The sequence below is a fragment of the Faecalibacterium sp. Marseille-Q4896 genome, assembly GCF_017377615.1.
Classification (GTDB): domain Bacteria; phylum Bacillota; class Clostridia; order Oscillospirales; family Ruminococcaceae; genus Faecalibacterium; species Faecalibacterium taiwanense.
In genome coordinates this window covers 1-2,255 of the sequence record NZ_JAFREG010000021.1, presented here as the reverse complement: position 1 = coordinate 2,255, position 2,255 = coordinate 1, and the positions used below count along the sequence as shown (strand labels likewise).

At 48.6% G+C, this 2,255-nt stretch carries 1 protein-coding gene; it reads left to right on the top strand.

All coding sequences use genetic code 11. From position 1 onward, the window contains the following. Positions 1-663: 663 nt before the first annotated feature. Positions 664-2,255, top strand: a 1,592-nt coding sequence (gene tet(W) / locus J3348_RS14105) for a tetracycline resistance ribosomal protection protein Tet(W) (protein ID WP_207699210.1), incomplete at its 3' end; no start/stop codon positions are given.

The following is a 2,255-nucleotide window of genomic DNA, read 5'->3' as shown; positions in this document are numbered from 1 at the left end:
AATGCTCATGTACGGTAAAGAAGCAAGCAACCGAAAACAATAGATAGACCGCCAGCACTACACTATTCCGAACCAAAGACCAAAAGATAAGCATTTTGAGAAAATCTAAACTTTTGGATTTTCCTACAATGCCGACTACGGCGGAATCCCTCCCACTCCTTATATATTTCTTTCTGTATACATTGAATTTGTATTTAGTAAAATGCAGACAACACCACGGATCGGCTTTTGGCTGGACAATTCCAACCAAACACCGCAGCAGACAGTAGAAACCATTCTGAACGTTAGGAAGCCGGTATGATTGTTACATATAAGGGGAAGAAAAATTTCTTTTAGATACTTGTTTTCCTAAAACTGATGTGATATAATAATTCAATTCCAGAAAAGGAGTAAAAAATATGCGGCAAGGTATTCTTAAATAAAACTATAATCAAATAGTGGGAACAAAGGATTATGATAGTCCCTTTTGTAGGGGCTTAGTTTTTTGTACCCAATTTAAGAATACTTTTGCCTTATCAATTTTGACATATCCCCAAAAACAGCACTCACAAACAGGTGTATGCTGTATATGTGTATGTCCGCAAATTATCATCCCCAGTGGTAAAAGTATTTTACTGCTGGGGATTTTTATGCCCTTCGGGGCAGTAAAGGGAGGACAATCACATGAAAATAATCAATATTGGAATTCTTGCCCATGTAGACGCTGGAAAGACGACCTTGACGGAGAGCCTGCTATATGCCAGCGGAGCCATTTCAGAACCGGGGAGCGTCGAAAAAGGGACAACGAGGACGGACACCATGTTTTTGGAGCGGCAGCGTGGGATTACCATTCAAGCGGCAGTCACTTCCTTCCAGTGGCACAGATGTAAAGTCAACATTGTGGATACGCCCGGCCACATGGATTTTTTGGCGGAGGTGTACCGCTCTTTGGCTGTTTTAGATGGGGCCATCTTGGTGATCTCCGCTAAAGATGGCGTGCAGGCCCAGACCCGTATTCTGTTCCATGCCCTGCGGAAAATGAACATTCCCACCGTTATCTTTATCAACAAGATCGACCAGGCTGGCGTTGATTTGCAGAGCGTGGTTCAGTCTGTTCGGGATAAGCTCTCCGCCGATATTATCATCAAGCAGACGGTGTCGCTGTCCCCGGAAATAGTCCTGGAGGAAAATACCGACATAGAAGCATGGGATGCGGTCATCGAAAATAACGATAAATTATTGGAAAAGTATATCGCAGGAGAACCAATCAGCCGGGAAAAACTTGTGCGGGAGGAACAGCGGCGGGTTCAAGACGCCTCCCTGTTCCCGGTCTATTATGGCAGCGCCAAAAAGGGCCTTGGCATTCAACCGTTGATGGATGCGGTGACAGGGCTGTTCCAACCGATTGGGGAACAGGGGAGCGCCGCCCTATGCGGCAGCGTTTTCAAGGTGGAGTATACAGATTGCGGCCAGCGGCGTGTCTATCTACGGCTATACAGCGGAACGCTGCGCCTGCGGGATACGGTGGCCCTGGCCGGGAGAGAAAAGCTGAAAATCACAGAGATGCGTATTCCATCCAAAGGGGAAATTGTTCGGACAGACACCGCTTATCCGGGTGAAATTGTTATCCTTCCCAGCGACAGCGTGAGGTTAAACGATGTATTAGGGGACCCAACCCGGCTCCCTCGTAAAAGGTGGCGTGAGGACCCCCTCCCCATGCTGCGGACGTCGATTGCGCCGAAAACGGCAGCGCAAAGAGAACGGCTGCTGGACGCTCTTACGCAACTTGCGGATACTGACCCGCTTTTGCGCTGCGAGGTGGATTCCATCACCCATGAGATCATTCTTTCTTTTTTGGGCCGGGTGCAGTTGGAGGTTGTTTCCGCTTTGCTGTCGGAAAAATACAAGCTTGAAACAGTGGTAAAGGAACCCACCGTCATTTATATGGAGCGGCCGCTCAAAGCAGCCAGCCACACCATCCATATCGAGGTGCCGCCCAACCCGTTTTGGGCATCCATCGGACTGTCTGTTACACCACTCCCGCTTGGCTCCGGTGTACAATACGAGAGCCGGGTTTCGCTGGGATACTTGAACCAGAGTTTTCAAAACGCTGTCAGGGATGGTATCCGTTACGGGCTGGAGCAGGGCTTGTTCGGCTGGAACGTAACGGACTGTAAGATTTGCTTTGAATACGGGCTTTATTACAGTCCGGTCAGCACGCCGGCGGACTTCCGCTCATTGGCCCCGATTGTATTGGAACAGGCATTGAAGGAATC